We start from the raw sequence: 16,276 nt of genomic DNA, 5'->3' as shown, positions 1-16,276 counted from the left end.
TTTCACCAAGACTTCGTCAAACAACCTAAGGGCACCAAGCCGCAACAAAAACGCCAACCACAGCGCGAAATGACTTACCCCAGAGTGCAAGCACTATTCGATGCAACGCGAATCGGCACGACGGAGATTATTTGCTGTGAGACGCGCACTTCAGGCGCGCGCGAACATCGTCGGGACGCCGACGCGGACCATTTCCACGCCTCGCGATAAGCTGCACCGCTCGTGCGTGCTACGCCGGCAGGGCAGCTGCGCTTTGCCCATCCGGCAGCAGGCCTGCCATTCACGCGTCGTTCATCGCAAAACTCCTACCAGTTTCAGACGACCAGGAGAATTCAATGAAACTGCTGTCCGCGGCCGTCGCCGCAAGCCTTGTGTGTCTGATCATTGCGCCCGTGTTCGCACAAACGACGCCGCCGGCGGCTTCCGCTGCTCCGACCAGCACGGTGCCGGTTCCCGCGACCAAGCGCGTGACGTGTCTCGCCACGACTCAAAACATGAAGGGACAGGACAAGCGCGACCAGATGCAGCTCTGCATAGCGCAGGCGCGGGTCGATTGTCTGAAGCAGGCGATCGATCAGAAGATCGTCGGCGAGCCCAGGAAGAATTTCGTGAAGAGCTGCGTGGGCGCGGATGGCACCGAGCAACAATAGGCGTGCGGCCGCGGCCTTACGGCTGCGGCTTCGGCGCGCCGGGGAAATGCCGCTGCAATACGGCGGCGGGCGTGGCGTAGGCTTCCTGGAGGTCGACGCTCCAGTATTTCAGTTCGTCGAGCGGGATCCGCGTGTCTGATATCGCGCAGCGCACATAGGTCCCCGGCGAGATCACGCGGAAATCGCCGTCGAGATACTGCACCTGCGCTTCGCCATGGCCAGAGGGGCCGAACTTGTTCAGCACAGTCGATAGTCTCCGTGGAAAGCCTCTCCGTGGAAAACCCTGGAGGGCATGATGTGATGAATTCGATCTACCATAAATAGGATGCCTTGTCCGCCCGTCAAACCCACCGATTTGTGATGTTTTGCCGCTGTTGTCGCATGATAGTGCTGCGGCGAAGCATCGCTGGTTCCGGCCCGCTTGCGACCGGCACCTTATTACCCGGCAGAGTCCGATGCGCCTTCGACTGACCGCCCTGTTCCTGATTCTGCTGATGTCGGCCGCGCACGCTGCGCCCGCGCCGCAGCAGGTCGAGATTCCACTCTCGTCCGGCATCTTGCATGCGCAGCTCTACAAGCCCGAGGGCGAGGGGCCGTTTCCGACCGTGATCGCGCTGCATGGCTGCGGCGGTCTTGGCGGCCATTCCGATCCGGTGCTGCCGCGCTACCGCGACTGGGCGCTGCAACTGCTCAAGGCCGGCAACGCCGTGCTGCTGCCCGATAGCTACGGTTCGCGCGAGCTCGGGCCGCAATGCCGCGTCAAGGAGATGCACGTCAAGGCGCGGCGCGAGCGTGTCGCCGACGTCGCGGCGGCGCGAGGCTGGCTGATGAAGCAGCCCTGGGTCGCGCGCGGCCGCATCAGCCTGATCGGCTGGGCCAACGGCGCGAGCGCGCTGCTATGGGCGGTGCGGCCGCAGAACGTTGCGCGCGACGCCGGTCCGGATTTTCGCGCGGCGATCGCCTTCTATCCGGACTGCCGGATTTCCGCCGGCCTCGGCTGGAGCACGCGCCTGCCGACGCTGGTGCTGATCGGCGCCAATGACGACGTGTCGTCGCCCCCGGCCTGCCGCCAGATGGTCGATGGTGCGCATGGCCGCAGCGCGCTCGCGCGCATCGTGGTCTATCCCGGCGCCTATCACGATTTCGACCGCGCCAACACGCCGCTGCACGCGCTCGCCGGCAGCAGCGATGCAGCCGCACCGGAGCACGGCCATCTCGGCACCGACGCGGACGCGCGCGCGGATTCGCAGAAGCAGGTCGCGGAGTGGCTGGCGCGGTAGCGGTCGTGTTGTAGCCCGGATGGAGCGAAGCGTAATCCGGGTGGTGCCGCGCGCTGCGACGTCCCGGATTTCGCTTCGCTCCATCCGGGCTACGCGTTCCGAAGCGGGGCCGCCCGAGGAACAATGTGGAGCGGACAGCCCCGCATCGACCACCGCCCTGCACGGATAATGGCCGACCGGGAATCTACGGATTGGGCGTCCGGCCGGTTTCAGTATGTGGCGGCGCCTTAGTTCGACCACGATGTCCGTCGAACGCATTCCGCATGCGCCTCGTCCTCTTCTCCTCCGCACTGATCGTCTTCACCGTCGCGATCTTCCTGATCGAAGCCCAAGCCGGCGCGCCGCAGCTCGCCCCGGAACATTGCGGCTTCTGGACCACGATTGACGCGGGATTGTCCTGCCGGTAGGCATACGACGGTCTTGTAGCCCGGATGAGCGCAGCGATATCCGGGGCGACTGCTCCCGCATCGCTTCGCTTATGCGGCTACGATCTCTCCCAGCGTCGTCCTGGCTTTCGCCAGGACGACAGCGCGTGTGTGTGGCAACACGCATCCCACATACTCGGTGTCATCGCCCGACTTGATCGGGCGATCCAGTACCCCGAGGCGTCCGTAGTTCATCGAGAAGCTGCGGCGTACTGGATTCCCCGCCTACGCGGGGAATGACAGAGACCCTAAAACAAACTGCCCTGATCCACCGGCTTGCCCACGCGCTTCGGCGCGGGCTTGGCGTCCTGCGCGGACGACTTCGGTTGCGATGCCGCGCGCTTTGCGGCCGGGGCGGGGCGATCCGCATCCGCGGTCGCGCCGACACGGCCATCGCCAAACTCGATCTCGAGCCGCGCGTTCGGCCCGACCGCGTCCGCCGAATGCAAGGGATGGCCGGCCTCGTCGCGCACCAGCGCGAAGCCGCGGGCGAGAACGCCGCGATAGGATAGCGCCGAGAGCAGCTTGCCGCTGTTTCCGACGCGTGCATCGAGCCGTTGCAGCAGCGTGATCAGCGCGCGGCTGGCGCGCTCGGCAAGACGATGCGTGCGCTCGCGCTGGCGGGCAATCGCGTTGCGCTGCGCCTGCGCGTTGGAGAGTTTTGAGGCGCGTAAGCGCACTTCAAGTCCGGCAAAGCGGTCGCGCCGCCGCCGCAACAGCGAGCGCGCGGACAGGCCGAGCCGCTCGCCGCATACGGTGAGCCGATGATCGGCCTGCGAAATCTGCCCGTGCAGCACCCGCAGCGTCAGTTTTGCGCTGGCGGCGGTAAATCGGCGGAAATGTGCGTGCGTGTTGGCCTTGAGGCCGCGGGGCAGGGAGGCGCCGGCCGAATCCAGCCGCTGCCGCGGAATCGCCAAGAGATCGCCTGCCGCCGGCAGCGCGCGCGCGGCGGCGCGCAACTCGTTCCGTCGGCTTTCATGGCCGCGTTGCCAGCACGCACGGGTGCGGCGCGCGAGATCGGCGACCTCGACGAAGAGATCGCTGCGCACCGGCACCGCCATCTCGGCGGCGGCCGTCGGTGTCGGCGCGCGCTTGTCGGCGACGAAGTCGATCAGCGTGATGTCGGTCTCGTGGCCCACCGCCGAAATCAGCGGGATCATGCTCTCGGCCGCGGCACGCACCACGATCTCCTCGTTGAACGACCAGAGGTCCTCCAGTGAGCCGCCGCCGCGCGCCACGATCAAGACGTCCGGCCGCGGAATCTTGCCGCCTTCCGGCAGTGCGTTGAAGCCGCGGATCGCGGCTGCGACCTGCTCGGCCGAGCCCTCGCCCTGCACCTTGACCGGCCACACCAGCACGTGGCGGGGGAAACGGTCCTCGAGCCGGTGCAGGATGTCGCGGATGACGGCGCCGGTCGGCGAGGTCACGACGCCGATCACCTCGGGCAGCCAGGGCAGGAGCTGCTTTCGCGCCTCGTCGAACAGGCCTTCGGCAGCGAGCTTCTTCTTGCGCTCCTCCATCAGCGCCATCAGCGCGCCGATGCCGGCCGGCTCCAGCGCCTCGATCACGATCTGGTATTTTGAGGAGCCCGGATAGGTCGTGAGCTTGCCGGTGGCGATGACCTCGAGCCCCTCCTGGGGCTTGAAGCGCATCCTTCCGTGCACGCCCTTCCAGATCACCGCCTCGATCTTGGCGCTCTCGTCCTTGAGCGCGAAATAGCAGTGGCCGGAGGAATGGGCGCCGCGAAACCCCGAGATCTCGCCGCGGACCCGGACGTGGCCATAGGCGTCCTCCACCGTCCGCTTCAGGGACTGCGAGAGCTCGGAGACGGTGAATTCGGGGGCGTTGAGCAGTTGTTCCGCAGGCGGCATCGGCAAACGATTCGGCATGTTGGGGTCGGATCCGACGTTAAGGATTTTCGCCGGCCGGCGCCAATCCAGGGATTGATTGAGCGAGTACTCTGTTGTATAGAGTTCTCTATTGATCGAAGGTTTAATGGAGTTCAGCCATGGCTGTGCGGTTGCTGCGAAGTGCCTTGAACCTGCTGAAATGGGGTCTGTGCGCGGCCGGCGCGGTGGCGCTGCTGCTGACCGCGTTGATCGCGACACCGCTGGAGCGCCCCGCCGAGATGCGCTCGGTCTCGGACTCCGCGAAGGCCGTCGACTTTTCCACCCTGCCGGCACTCGAGCGCTTTCAGGCTCGCGACGGCACCTGGCTCGGTTTCCGCCACTACGCGCCGAAGGGGTCGGACGCCGGACGCGGTGCCATCTTCATCCACGGCTCCTCGGCCTCCTCCGCCACGGTCAATCACGCCCTGACGGCGGCGATGGCCGCGCGCGGCGTCGAGACCTGGGCGCTCGACATGCGCGGCCACGGCGCATCGGGTACACGCGGCGACATCGGCTATGTCGGCCAGCTCGAAGACGATCTGGTCGATTTCGTTGCCCATGTCCGCAGGAGCGCGCCCGACCTGCCGCTGACCCTGATCGGCCATTCCGCCGGCGCCGGCTTCTCGCTCCGCGTTGCCGCCACGCCGATCATGCAGGATCTGTTCGTCCGCACCGTGTTGATCGCGCCCTATCTCGGTTACGAGGCGCCGACCAACCGGCCGCATGCCGGCGGCTGGGCCAATGCCGATCTGCCGCGCCTTTTCGCGCTCGCCGCGCTGCGCAAGCTCGGCATCGATTGCTGCTCGCAGCTTCCGGTGCTCGCCTTCGCGGTGCCGCCGAACTCGCAGCGGATTCTGGTGCCGACCTATTCCGATCGCCTCATGCGCAACTTTGCGACGCGCGGCTATCGCCTGGATCTGGCGGCGGTGACGCATCCGCTGACGATCTTCGGTGGCGCCGAGGACGAGATGATGATCTCGGACAAATATGCGGAAGCCGTTCAGGCGGTGAAGCCTTCCGTCGACGTCAAGGTGCTCGACGGCATCAACCACATGGGCATGGTCACCAACCCGAAGGCGGTCTCCGCGATCGCCGAGGACGTGGCAACGCGGGGAAGCGGGCAGTCATGATCGACAGCAAGCAAGCCACGGACGCGCTGGCTGATATCGACGACACCGTCCGTCGCGTGCGGCAGTCGCAGATCTACCAGCTCTCAAGTCTCATCATGTTGATGTGGGGCGTGCTCGTCTTCGCCGGCAACATCTCGGGCTGGCTCTGGCCGCGCTATGGGCTCTATCTCTGGATCGGCGTCTACGTCCTCGCGACCGCCGGGCTCTTCGCCATCAGTGCCTACAATCATGCGCAATCCCGCATCCGCACGTTTGACCGGCGCTATCTGCTGACGTTCCTGTTCATCGTTGCCTTCGGCATCTTCTGCTGCGTCTTCGGCCAATTCACGCCGCGTCAGCAAACGGTGTTCTGGCCGGTCTACATCATGCTGTTCTACATGTTGGCGGGCGTGTGGTTCGGCTATGCCTTCATCGTGATCGGCGCCTCGATCATCGCGCTGACGCTGATCGGATATGTCTACATCCCCGGCATGCCGTTCCTGCTGTGGATGGCGGTCGTCAACGGCGGCGGACTGTTCGTCGGCGGCCTCTGGATGCGGCGGAGCTAGAAGTGGCCGAGCTCGACGACATCATCCACCAGCCGTTGCGGCTGAAGATCATGGCGGCGCTGAACGCGCTGCCGGCGGCGACAGGTCTGGAATTCGCGCGGCTGAAGAAGCTGACCGGCGCCACCGACGGCAATCTCGGCGCGCATATCGAGACGCTGGCCAAGGCCGGCTACGTCCAGGTCGACAAAGCGTTTGTCGGCAAGAAGCCGCAGACCACAGTTACCGCCACCGCGGCGGGCCGCGGTGCGTTCGCCCGGCATGTCGCGACATTGCAGGAGATCATTGCTGGGAAGCAAATCTAACCCCATTGTCATTCCGGGGCGTCGCGAAGCGACGAGCCCGGAATCCATCGCGCCTCCATCGCCGCAGCTCGATGGATTCCGGGCTCGCGTCCAAGTGGGCGCGCCCCGGAATGACAGGGGAATTGAATGACGGGGGAATTGGAGACGCTCCCCCTTGAGACCCGCCCGGATTCGTGCGACCGACGCGCTCAGCACATCCCTGTTTTGAGCCTTCCATGCACATTCTCCTGCTCGGTTCCGGTGGCCGCGAACATGCCCTCGCATGGAAAATCGCGGCCTCTCCCCTGGTGACCAAATTCTGGTGCGCGCCCGGCAATGCCGGCATCGCGCGGGAGGCGGAATGCGTGGCGCTCGACGTCGCCGACCATGCCGCCGTGATCGACTTCTGCAAGAAAAATGCGGTCGCGCTCGTGGTGGTCGGCCCGGAGACGCCGCTTGCCGCCGGCATCGTCGATGATCTCACCGCCGCCGGCATCAAGGCGTTCGGGCCGAGTGGGGCGGCAGCGCAACTCGAAAGCTCCAAGGGTTTTACCAAGGCGCTGTGCACCGAATTCGGCATTCCGACCGGCGCCTACAAGCGCTTCACCAACGCCAATGACGCGCGCGACTATGTCCACAGCCAGGGCGCCCCGATCGTGGTCAAGGCCGACGGCCTTGCCGCCGGCAAGGGCGTCGTGGTCGCCAAGACCGTGCGTGAGGCGGAGGACGCCATCGCCATGATGTTCGAGGGCGCGTTTGGCGAGGCCGGCGCCGAGGTCGTGATCGAGGAATTTCTGCCGGGCCGCGAGATCAGCTTTTTCGCGCTGTGCGACGGCGAGACCGCCATTCCGCTCGCCTCCGCCCAGGACCACAAGCGCGTGTTCGAACACGACGTCGGCCCGAACACCGGCGGCATGGGCGCCTATTCGCCGACGCCGCTGGTCACACCGGCGATCCACGACGCGATCATGGCCAGGATCATCCAGCCGACGGTTGCCGGCATGAAGCAGCGCGGCACGCCGTTCAGCGGCGTGCTCTATGCCGGGATCATGCTGACGACGCAGGGCCCAAAACTGTTCGAGTTCAACGTCCGCTTCGGTGATCCCGAGTGCCAGGTGCTGATGCTGCGCATGATGTCCGACATCGTGCCGGCGTTCCTTGCCTCCTGCGACGGGCAGTTGAAGCATTTCGACCTGCGCTGGCATCCGGACTCTGCACTCACCGTGGTGATGGCGGCGAAAGGCTATCCCGGCGACTACCAGAAGGGCACGCGCATCGAGGGCCTCGATGACGCCGCCAAGGTCGAAGGTGCCGAGATCTTCCACGCCGGCACGGTGGCGACAGACGGCGCGATCCTCGCCAATGGCGGCCGCGTGCTCAACGTCTGCGCGCTCGGCAAGACCGTGACGGAAGCGCAGGCGCGCGCCTATCAGGCCGTCGACCGCATCAACTGGCCCGAAGGCTTCTGCCGCCGCGACATCGGTTGGCAGGCGGTGGAAGCGGAGAAGGCCAAGGGCTGACAGCGGTTTTCCCGGACGGCGCGCAAAGCGCGTCGATCCGGAACCTCGAATTGTCGAGCCCAGCGCTCCGCCACATCGACATTCAAAAAATGCGCAATTGGGCGCTGGGGTTAGCATCCCTTGCCGGGGACGACCGTGCTACTTTGCATGGGGTTGTTTTCGACATTTTTGGTTTGGGCACACTGCGGGTGCCCGCTTCGGAATGACAATTGAGGTGATGGAACCCATGTCCGATCTCGCCGACCTCTATCCGGGCTTCGCCTCCGAATGGATCAACACCTCCTTCGGCCGCGTCTTCGCGCGCATCGGCGGCAAGGGGCCGCCGCTGCTCCTTCTGCACGGCTTCTCCGAGACGCATGTGATGTGGCACCGCGTGGCGTCTCAGCTCGCGGACAAGTTCACGCTGATCATCGCCGATTTGCCGGGCTATGGCTGGTCCGACATGCCCGCGACCGATGCGCTGCATATGCCCTACAGCAAGCGCGCGATGGCGAAGGCCATGGTGGAGGTGATGGAGAGCCTCGGCCATGTGCATTTCGCACTCGCCGGCCACGACCGCGGCGGACGCGTCTCCTATCGCCTCGCGCTCGACCATCCCGGCCGGCTGTCGCGGCTCGCCGTGCTCGATATCCTGCCGACCTATAATTACTGGGAGCGGATGAACCGCGCTTACGCGCTGAAGATCTATCACTGGACCTTCCTCGCGCAGCCGGCGCCACTGCCGGAGACGCTGATCGCGAGCAATGGCGAGTTCTTCCTGCGCTTCAAGATGGCGAGCCAGACCAAGTCGAAGACGCTCGATGCCATCGACAAGCGCGCACTCCAGCACTACATCGCGCCGTTCCGCGATCCCGCTCGCGTGCATGCGATGTGCGAGGACTATCGCGCCGGCGCCTATATCGACTACGACCTCGACAAGGCGGATTTCGAGGCCGGCAAGAAGATCACGATCCCGATGCTGGCGCTGTGGGGCAATGCCGGCGTCGCGCAAGCCGCCGCCACGCCGCTCGACATTTGGAAGCAATGGGCCACGAACGTCGACGGCGTGCCGGTGGATTCGGGGCACTTCCTGACGGAGGAGAACCCGGACGTCACCGCGAAGGCGCTGCGCGAGTTTTTCTCAGGCAGCTAACGCCGCTCCCGAAAGAACTCCCGCAGCAGCCGCGCCGCCTCGCTCTCGCCGACCCCGGAATAAACGTCCGGGACGTGATGGCAGGTCGGCGACGTGAAGAAGCGCACGCCGGACTCGACCGCGCCGCCCTTGGGATCGGCCGCGCCGTAATAGAGCCGCCTGACCCTTGCAAAGGAGATCGCGCCCGCACACATGGTGCATGGCTCCAGCGTCACGTAGAGATCGCAGTCGACCAGCCGCTCGCTGCCGATTTTTTTCGCGGCTTCGCGCAGCGCAATGATCTCGGCATGGGCCGTAGGGTCGTAATCGGTCAGCGTCCGGTTGGCCGCGGTCGCGATGACCTCGTAATTGCGGACCACGACGCATCCGATCGGAACTTCGCCCGACTTTCCGGCGTTTTCGGCCGTTTTGAGCGCCAAATCCATGAAAGAAGGGGCTTTCATGCCTCGTATCATCGCCAGAAACCTGCTAGTAGCTGCGCCTTCAGCAAGAGTGAATACCGGTTTTGCCTGAGCATGCGGCTCGAAAAGAGCGCGCACAATGCCCTTTTGACCATCCCCCAGTGAGACGATTCATGCCCCGCGACAGCGACAAAGACAACGATTCCTCGCGCGGCCGGCGTGATCGGGGCCCCGCCAAGGGTCGCTCCGGCAAGCCGCGCGGTCCGGAGAAGAAGTTTTCCAAGCGTGGTTTTGAGGGCAAGGGCGACAAGCGGCCGTTCGCCGGCAAGCGCGAAGACCGTCCGTTCCGCAGCCGGGACGGGGACGCGCCGCGGCCCGATCGTGGCGACCGGCCGAAGTTCAATCGCGAAGACCGGCCGCGCGGTGAACGCTCTTTTTCCGATCGTCCGTCGCGCGACGGCGAGAAGCGCCCGTTCAAGCCGCGTGGTGACCGTCCGAAATTCGATCGCGACGACCGCCCGCCGCGCAGCCGTGATCGCGACGATTCCCGCCCCGCCGGCCGGTCGGGCGAGAAGAAGTTCGGCGACAAGCGGCCCTACGCGCCGCGCGGCGAACGCCCGGAACGCAGGTTTGACGGCGAGCGGAAGTTCTCGCGGGGCGCACCGGACCGCAGCGACCGCCCGCGTGATCGTGGCGAGCGCGGCGATTCAAAGCCCTGGCAGAAGCGCGATGCGGCTCCGCGCGGCGACCGGCCGCCGCGCAAGGACTTTGGCAAGGGCCCCGGCAGGGATTTTGGCGGGCGCGACCGCGGCGAGCAAAAGCCCTGGCAGAAGCGTGAAGGCGGCAGCGAAGGCGGCCGCGGCGATGATCGTCCGCGTTTCTCGCGCTCGCGCGACGATCGTGCATCGGGCGATCGTCCGTTCCGCGAGCGGCCCAAATTCGATCGGCCCAAATTCGATCGCCCGCGCGAGGATCGTCCAAAATTCGATCGGCCCCGTGGTGACGGCGATGCCGACCGCGGTGGGCGCGGCGGCGAACGCCCGAAATTCGATCGTCCGCGCCAGCGTCCCGAAGGCCGCTCCGACTGGCACGAGCATCCGCGCAGCGAAGGCCGTTCCGGCGATCGTCCGCGGCGTGAAAACGAGGATGACAGCAGGATTTTTGAGAAGCGTCCGGCCTTCGGCGGCCGCGGCGCTTATCGCGAGCGCGATCATGATTTCGACCGGCGGCCGCGGCGTGAAGAAGAGCCGAAGCCGAAGAAGGACGGCGAGCGCATCGCAAAAGCGCTGGCGCGCGCGGGGCTCGCCTCGCGCCGCGATGCCGAGGAGATGGTCACGCAGGGCCGCGTCACGGTCAACGGCCGCGTGATCAATTCGCCGGCGCTCGACATCACGCAGAACGATGTCGTCACTGTCGACGGCAAGCCGTTGCCGGAGCGCGAGCGCACGCGGCTGTTCCTCTATCACAAGCCGCGCGGCCTGATGACGACGCATGACGACCCCGAGGGCCGTCCGACCGTGTTTGACAATCTGCCGGAAGGCCTGCCGCGGCTGATCTCGATCGGCCGGCTCGATTTCAACACCGAAGGCCTGTTGCTGCTCACCAATGATGGCGGGCTCGCGCGCACGCTCGAATTGCCCGACACCGGCTGGCTGCGCCGCTACCGCGTCCGCGCCCATGGCGACGTCACCCAGGCGCAGCTCGACGAGTTGAAGAACGGCATCGAGGTCGAGGGCGTCAAATACGGTCCGATCGAAGCGACGCTGGAGCGCGACCAGGGCGCCAATGTCTGGCTGGTGTTCGCGATCCGCGAAGGCAAGAACCGCGAGGTGCGCAACGTCTGCGCCCATCTCGGGCTCGAGGTGAACCGGCTGATACGGGTCTCCTATGGCCCGTTCCAGCTCGGCGAGGTCCCGGAAGGCCAGGTCGAGGAGATCAAATCCCGCGTGCTGCGCGACCAGCTCGGTGACAAGGTGATCGAGAAGTCGGGCGCGCAGTTCGACGTGCCGCAGAAATCCGCCTCGCGCGACGACGATGCCCCGCCCGAGAAGAAGCCGGTCAAACGCGCCGTGATCAACGACCGCAAGGGCCGCCGCGTGCTGGTGCAGCGCACCGGCAGCGACGAAGCGCGCGAGCGCAACGAGTCCGAGGCCAGCGGCTACGGCCCCCCGCGCCGTCCCAAGCGCGGCTATCACGGCAAGCGCGACCTGACGCCGAAGGACGACGAGTAAGGTCGGATGGTTGAAACGACCCTGAGGCTCTGCAACAGATCGTCATGGCCGGGCTTGACCCGGCCATCCACGTCTTGCTTGCGTCCACGGCTGAAGAACGTGGATGCCCGGGACAAGTCCGGGCATGACGGGGACAATTAAATGCGCGTCGTCGGCGGCCGATTGAAGGGGCGAAATCTGGCCTCTCCGTCCTCGCGCGACATCCGTCCGACGGCGGATCGCCTGCGCGAGGCGGTGTTCAACATCCTCGTGCACGCCTACGACGATCCGATTCAGGACGCGCGCGTGCTCGACCTCTTCGCCGGCACCGGCGCGCTCGGCATCGAGGCGGCATCGCGTGGTGCGAAGTTCACGCTGTTCGTCGACAACGGCGCCGAGGCGCGCGCGCTGTTGCGCAACAATGTCGAGACGCTCGGCCTCGGCGGCGTGACCAAGATCTATCGCCGCGACGCAGCCGACCTCGGCCCAGCGCATCCGGTCGAGCCGTTCTCGCTGGTGTTCCTCGATCCGCCCTACGGCAAGGGTCTTGCCGAGCAGGCGCTTGCCAGTTTGCGTGACGGTGGCTGGCTCACGCCGGGTGCGCTGCTCGTGGTGGAGGAGGCGAAGGCCGCGCTGTTCGTGACGCCGCAGGGGTTCGAGGAACTGGAGCGGCGCGCGTATGACGACACGGAGTTCGTGTTTTTGAAGCGCAACGCGTAAATCACCTCCGCCCGAACAGCTTCTCCACATCGGCAAGCTTCAATTCGACATAGGTTGGCCGGCCGTGATTGCACTGGCCGGAGTTCGGCGTCTCCTCCATCTCGCGGAGCAGCGCGTTCATCTCCTCAGGTCTCAGTCTGCGGCCGGCGCGCACCGAGCCGTGACAGGCCATGGTGGCGGCGACGTGCATCAGGCGGCGCTCCAGCGGCAGCGCCTCGTCCCATTCGGCCATGTGCTCGGCGAGATCGCGCAACAGGCCGCCCGCGTTGGCCTTGCCGAGCAGTGACGGCGTCTCGCGCACGGCGACCGCGCCGGGGCCGAAGGACTCGATCGCAAGCCCGAACGATGCAAGCTCGTCGCTGCGCGCCAGAAGCCGCTCCACCGTGGCTTCGTCCATCTCGACGATTTCCGGGATCAACAGGATCTGCCGCTGCACGCCGTTTGCGGCCAGCGACGCCTTCAGCCGCTCATAGACGATGCGCTCATGGGCGGCATGCTGGTCGACGATGATCAAGCCGTCGCGGGTCTGTGAGACGATATAGGTCTCGTGGAGCTGCGTGCGCGCCGCACCGAGCGGACGGTCGACCATATCGCTCACGGGCTGCGCGTCGATCCGCACGTCCGCACTCGGTGCGCCGACGTCGAACGCGGCCTGGGTTCGTTCGGCGAAAGCGGGCGCCGCGGCACCGCCGAAAGACGGCAGCGGCCCGCTCGGGGCGGACGGCGATGCCCGCCAGTCCCAGCTCGCCGGGCGCGGCGTGAAGGCTGGCCGGAACGCGGACAGCGCGCTGTCGCCGCTGTTGGCCGCCGTGCGCCGGCCCTCGCGCGCGAGGCCCTCCTTCAATCCATGCACGATCAGCGCGCGCACCAGACCGGCATTGCGGAAGCGCACCTCAGTCTTGGCGGGATGGACGTTGGCGTCGACCTCGCGCGGATCGAGCGTGACGAACAGCGCCACCACCGGATGGCGGTCGCGCGGCAGATAGTCGGAATAGGCCGCGCGCACCGCGCCGAGGATCAGCTTGTCGCGCACCGGGCGGCCGTTGACGAAGAGATATTGCCCGAGCGCATTGGCTTTCGTCAGCGCCGGGGCCGCGGCATAGCCGGCGACCACGACGCCCTCGCGCTCGGCATGCACCTCGATGGCGTGGCTGCGAAACTCGGCGCCGAGGATGTCGCCGAGCCGCGTCAGGCGTCCGGCGGCGCCGGGCAGCGCCGCGGCCCAGGTCACGGGCGCGCGTTCCTCGCCGGCCAATGTGAAGGCGATATCGGGCCGTGCCATCGCCAGCCGCCGCACCACCTCGCGGATCGCTTCGGCCTCGGTGCGGTCGGTCTTCAGGAATTTCAGCCGCGCCGGCGTCGCGTAGAAGAGGTCGTTGACCTCGACGCGCGTGCCGTGGGCCAACGCCGCCGGCATGATCTCGGACTTCTCGCCACCCTCGACATTGAGCGCCCAGGCATGCGGCTCGCTGGCGTGCCGCGTGGTGATCGACAGCCGCGCCACCGAGCCGATCGAAGGCAGCGCCTCGCCGCGGAACCCGAGCGTGCGGATCTGCAGCAGGTCTTCGTCATCCAGCTTGGAGGTGGCGTGGCGCTCCACCGCCAGCGACAGGTCCTTCGCGGTCATGCCGCCGCCGTCGTCGGTGATGCCGATCCGGCGCCGGCCGCCGCCGTCGGTGAAGACGTCGATCCGGCTCGCGCCGGCATCGATCGCGTTCTCGACGAGCTCCTTGACCACGCTCGCGGGACGTTCGACCACCTCGCCGGCGGCGATGCGGTTGACGATCTGCTCTGGAAGCTGGCGGACGGGCATGGGCTTTCGAATTGGATTCGCGGACGATGCTATTCTAGGCCGTGTTGCGTCAAAAGCATGTGTTGGGCAACAGGAACGTGACGGGCTGGGGAAGAGGGATGTCTATCACATTGAAGACATTGGGCGTTCGCGAAAATTGCTGAAGCGGCGATGCTGCGAGGGTCCTGATTGTGAGGTGCCGGGCACGGGTGTAGCATCGTGAAAAAACGGCAACAGGACGGGAGGACGCCATGTGCCATTTGTTCGCGCACCAGCCCCAACGCGACTACGAGTCCCAGACCCGCTCGCTGCGGATCGACGGGCATTGCACCTCGATCCGGCTGGAAATGGCGTTCTGGGACACGCTGGACGAGATCGCGGCCAGAGAGAACATGAGCGTCGGCAAGTTCCTGACGACGCTCTACAACGAGGTGCTGGACCACCATGGCGAGGTCAATAATTTCGCCTCGCTGTTGCGCTGCTCCTGCCTGATCTACCGTTCAAGGAACGTGGCGCCCTTGCAGGCTTTCAAGAGCACCGTCGAGCCCGTTCTCGATGCGGCTGAATAGCCCCCGCCGTCGTCCTGGCGAAGGCCAGGACCCATACCGCGGAATCCATCGATTGCGGTCGGTATCAGTACCGAATGACGAGTCTTCGCCAAATTCCTCCCTGGGGTAATGGGTCCTGGCTTTCGCCAGGACGACGGCCGAGAGCAGTCGGACCTCAGATTTCCTTCTGCATCGCGCCGGCGATGTAGTCCGCCTGCCGGATCGCCAGCGCGACGATGGTCAGTGTCGGATTGCAGGCCGCGCCGCTGGTGAACTGGCTGCCGTCGGAGACGAACAGATTCTTGACGTCGTGGCTCTGCCCGAACTTGTTGACCACGCCATCCCGCGGCTTCTCGCTCATCCGGTTGGTGCCGAGATTGTGGGTGCTCGGATAGGGCGGCGTCGGATAGGTCACGGTGGCGCCGACGGCGTCGTAGACGGCTGATCCCTGCTTGTAGGCGTGGGCGCGCATCGCGACGTCGTTGGGGTGATCGTCGAAGTGTACGCTGGCGACCGGCTGTCCGAACCTGTCCTTCACCGTCGGATCGAGCGTGATGCGGTTGGTCTCCTGCGCCATGTCCTCGCCGACCAGCCACATGCCGGCCATGCGCGGATAGCCGTCGAGCGCCGCAGTGAACGGACGCCCCCAGGCGCCGGGGCTGAGGAACGCCGCCATGAAGGGCAGGCCGAGCGATAGCGTTTCCATCTCGTAGCCGCCGACGAAACCGCGCTTCGGATTGTTGGCGGCCTCGTCGCGGATGATGCCGGCCATGGTGGTGCCGCGATACATGTGCACCGATTTCTCGAACACGGCGTACACGCTGCCGGTCATATGACGCATGTAGTTGCGGCCGACCTGTCCCGATGAATTGGCAAGACCATCGGGGAACGTACTTGAGGCACTGTTCAACAGAAGCCTAGGGCTTTCGATCGAATTGCCGGCGACCGCGACGATGCGCGCCTTCTGACGCTGCATCGCGCCGTTCTCGTCGGCGTAGACGACGCCGGTGACCTTGCCGCTCGCATCGTGCTCGATCTTGACCGCCATGCTGCTGGGCCGGACCTCGAGATTGCCGGTCGCCTCGCCGTTCGGGATCTCGGTGTAGAGCGTCGACCATTTCGCGCCGGATTTGCAGCCCTGGAAGCAGAAGCCGATCTGCTGGCAGGAGCCGCGTCCATCGCGCGGCTGGCTGTTGATCGCCATGTTGCCGGTGTGCACGGTCTTGTAGCCGAGCTTCTTCGCGCCGGCTTCGAGCACCCTGAAATTGTTGTTGCCGGGAAGCCCGGGAATGCCGTTGGTGCGGGTTACACCCATCTTGTTCTCGGCCTTGGCGTACCATGGCTCCATCTCGGTGAGCGTGACCGGCCAGTCCAACAGGTTGGCGCCGGCAATGTTGCTGTAGGTGCTCTTCACCCGGAACTCGTGCTCGTCGAAGCGCAGCGAGGCGCCGGCCCAATGCACCGTGGAGCCGCCGACCGCCTTGACGATCCAAGCGGGAAGACCCGAGAAGTCCTTGGCAACGCGCCATGTTCCCGATGTGGTGCGGGCGTCGGTCCAGGCCAGTTGGGAAAAGCTGTCCCACTCGTCGTTGATGAAGTCCTGGTTCTCGATGCGCGGCCCGGCTTCGAGAATGACGACCTTGACGCCCTTCTGCGCCAATTCGTTGCCCAGTGTGCCGCCGCCGGCGCCGGAGCCGACGATCACCACAACGCCGCTGTCGTTCAGATCGAATTTTGCCATATGCGTTCT

At 65.9% G+C, this 16,276-nt stretch carries 16 protein-coding genes; 11 read left to right on the top strand and 5 right to left on the bottom strand.

Features of this window, described 5'->3' with window-relative positions; genetic code table 11:
• Nucleotides 1-335: 335 nt before the first annotated feature.
• Nucleotides 336-650, top strand: a complete 315-nt coding sequence (locus IVB18_RS44080; protein WP_247986325.1) for a hypothetical protein — start codon at nt 336-338, stop codon at nt 648-650.
• 16 nt (nt 651-666) lie between these two features.
• Here IVB18_RS44080 and IVB18_RS44075 read toward each other — a convergent pair whose 3' ends face one another.
• Nucleotides 667-894 (bottom strand): DUF2093 domain-containing protein, encoded by a 228-nt coding sequence (locus IVB18_RS44075; protein ID WP_247986324.1) that lies wholly within the window; start codon nt 892-894, stop codon nt 667-669.
• Between the two features lie 211 nt (nt 895-1,105).
• On the opposite strand from IVB18_RS44075, the gene IVB18_RS44070 reads away from it, so the two are divergent.
• Both IVB18_RS44070 and IVB18_RS44065 read left to right on the top strand, forming a co-directional pair.
• Nucleotides 1,106-1,930 (top strand): dienelactone hydrolase family protein, encoded by an 825-nt coding sequence (locus tag IVB18_RS44070; RefSeq protein WP_247986323.1) that lies wholly within the window; start codon nt 1,106-1,108, stop codon nt 1,928-1,930.
• Between the two features lie 263 nt (nt 1,931-2,193).
• Complete coding sequence (locus IVB18_RS44065) at nt 2,194-2,337, top strand: hypothetical protein (protein WP_247986322.1); 144 nt, start codon at nt 2,194-2,196, stop codon at nt 2,335-2,337.
• Between the two features lie 266 nt (nt 2,338-2,603).
• On the opposite strand, the gene xseA is transcribed toward IVB18_RS44065, so the two are convergent.
• Complete coding sequence (gene xseA, locus IVB18_RS44060) at nt 2,604-4,244, bottom strand: exodeoxyribonuclease VII large subunit (protein ID WP_247986321.1); 1,641 nt, start codon at nt 4,242-4,244, stop codon at nt 2,604-2,606.
• Between the two features lie 119 nt (nt 4,245-4,363).
• Between xseA and IVB18_RS44055 the strand changes: the two genes are divergently transcribed.
• The 5 genes from IVB18_RS44055 (at nt 4,364) to IVB18_RS44035 (ending at nt 8,855) form a co-directional block, all read left to right on the top strand.
• A complete protein-coding gene (locus IVB18_RS44055) occupies nt 4,364-5,374 on the top strand; it encodes an alpha/beta fold hydrolase (RefSeq protein ID WP_247986320.1) in 1,011 nt (336 codons plus the stop codon).
• Complete coding sequence (locus IVB18_RS44050) at nt 5,371-5,922, top strand: hypothetical protein (protein WP_247986319.1); 552 nt, start codon at nt 5,371-5,373, stop codon at nt 5,920-5,922. The genes IVB18_RS44055 and IVB18_RS44050 overlap by 4 nt, the downstream gene beginning before the upstream one ends.
• A gap of 2 nt (nt 5,923-5,924) precedes the next feature.
• Entirely contained in the window at nt 5,925-6,224 is a 300-nt protein-coding gene (locus IVB18_RS44045; protein WP_247986318.1) for a transcriptional regulator, read from the top strand.
• Nucleotides 6,225-6,439: 215 nt separating this feature from the next.
• Entirely contained in the window at nt 6,440-7,723 is a 1,284-nt protein-coding gene (purD, locus tag IVB18_RS44040; protein WP_247986317.1) for a phosphoribosylamine--glycine ligase, read from the top strand.
• 226 nt (nt 7,724-7,949) lie between these two features.
• A complete protein-coding gene (locus tag IVB18_RS44035; RefSeq protein ID WP_247986316.1) occupies nt 7,950-8,855 on the top strand; it encodes an alpha/beta hydrolase in 906 nt (301 codons plus the stop codon).
• Here IVB18_RS44035 and IVB18_RS44030 read toward each other — a convergent pair.
• Nucleotides 8,852-9,310, bottom strand: coding sequence for a nucleoside deaminase (locus tag IVB18_RS44030; protein WP_247986315.1), 459 nt, complete (start codon nt 9,308-9,310; stop codon nt 8,852-8,854). The genes IVB18_RS44035 and IVB18_RS44030 overlap by 4 nt on opposite strands.
• A gap of 119 nt (nt 9,311-9,429) precedes the next feature.
• On the opposite strand from IVB18_RS44030, the gene IVB18_RS44025 reads away from it, so the two are divergent.
• Both IVB18_RS44025 and rsmD read left to right on the top strand, forming a co-directional pair.
• Entirely contained in the window at nt 9,430-11,487 is a 2,058-nt protein-coding gene (locus IVB18_RS44025; protein ID WP_247986314.1) for a pseudouridine synthase, read from the top strand.
• Between the two features lie 141 nt (nt 11,488-11,628).
• The gene (rsmD, locus tag IVB18_RS44020) at nt 11,629-12,186 is read left to right on the top strand and encodes a 16S rRNA (guanine(966)-N(2))-methyltransferase RsmD (protein ID WP_247986313.1); all 558 of its coding nucleotides are present in this window, start codon (nt 11,629-11,631) and stop codon (nt 12,184-12,186) included.
• 1 nt (nt 12,187) lies between these two features.
• Here rsmD and mutL read toward each other — a convergent pair whose 3' ends face one another.
• Nucleotides 12,188-13,999 (bottom strand): DNA mismatch repair endonuclease MutL, encoded by a 1,812-nt coding sequence (gene mutL / locus IVB18_RS44015; RefSeq protein ID WP_247986312.1) that lies wholly within the window; start codon nt 13,997-13,999, stop codon nt 12,188-12,190.
• Between the two features lie 230 nt (nt 14,000-14,229).
• Between mutL and IVB18_RS44010 the strand changes: the two genes are divergently transcribed.
• Nucleotides 14,230-14,547: a ribbon-helix-helix domain-containing protein gene (locus IVB18_RS44010; RefSeq protein ID WP_247986311.1), complete on the top strand. Its 318-nt coding sequence runs from the start codon at nt 14,230-14,232 to the stop codon at nt 14,545-14,547.
• A 154-nt stretch (nt 14,548-14,701) separates the two neighbouring features.
• Here the strand turns inward: IVB18_RS44010 and IVB18_RS44005 are convergent, their stop codons facing one another.
• Entirely contained in the window at nt 14,702-16,267 is a 1,566-nt protein-coding gene (locus tag IVB18_RS44005; protein WP_247986310.1) for a GMC family oxidoreductase, read from the bottom strand.
• Between the last annotated feature and the right edge of the window lie 9 nt (nt 16,268-16,276).

The sequence above is a fragment of the Bradyrhizobium sp. 186 genome (assembly GCF_023101685.1).
Classification (GTDB): domain Bacteria; phylum Pseudomonadota; class Alphaproteobacteria; order Rhizobiales; family Xanthobacteraceae; genus Bradyrhizobium.
The sequence above is the reverse complement of the archived record's forward strand: the minus strand, read 5'-3'. Positions and strand labels throughout refer to the sequence as shown.